We start from the raw sequence: 270 nt of genomic DNA, 5'->3' as shown, positions 1-270 counted from the left end.
TAGTGGCTTAGCCAAAAGAGCCAACAATTAATACGCAAAAAATGTATAAGCAGATAAACGAACCCACAATATACAAATTTTAACCCATGCCATTGCGTCACAGCTTCTAAAAACTGTACCCCCACAGCTGCACAATAATGATCCAGCGGTACAAACATATAGTTTTTTGCAGTGCCTCAAGCTGAACTTGATGAGAAAAAAAGCGGCGTGACAACAATCACTTCTTGCAGCTCTAGCTATTAACACAAAGGGGAAAGTATTCCCGTGTCG

The organism is Bartonella sp. AA86SXKL (assembly GCF_042196885.1).
The sequence above is the reverse complement of the archived record's forward strand: the minus strand, read 5'-3'. Positions refer to the sequence as shown.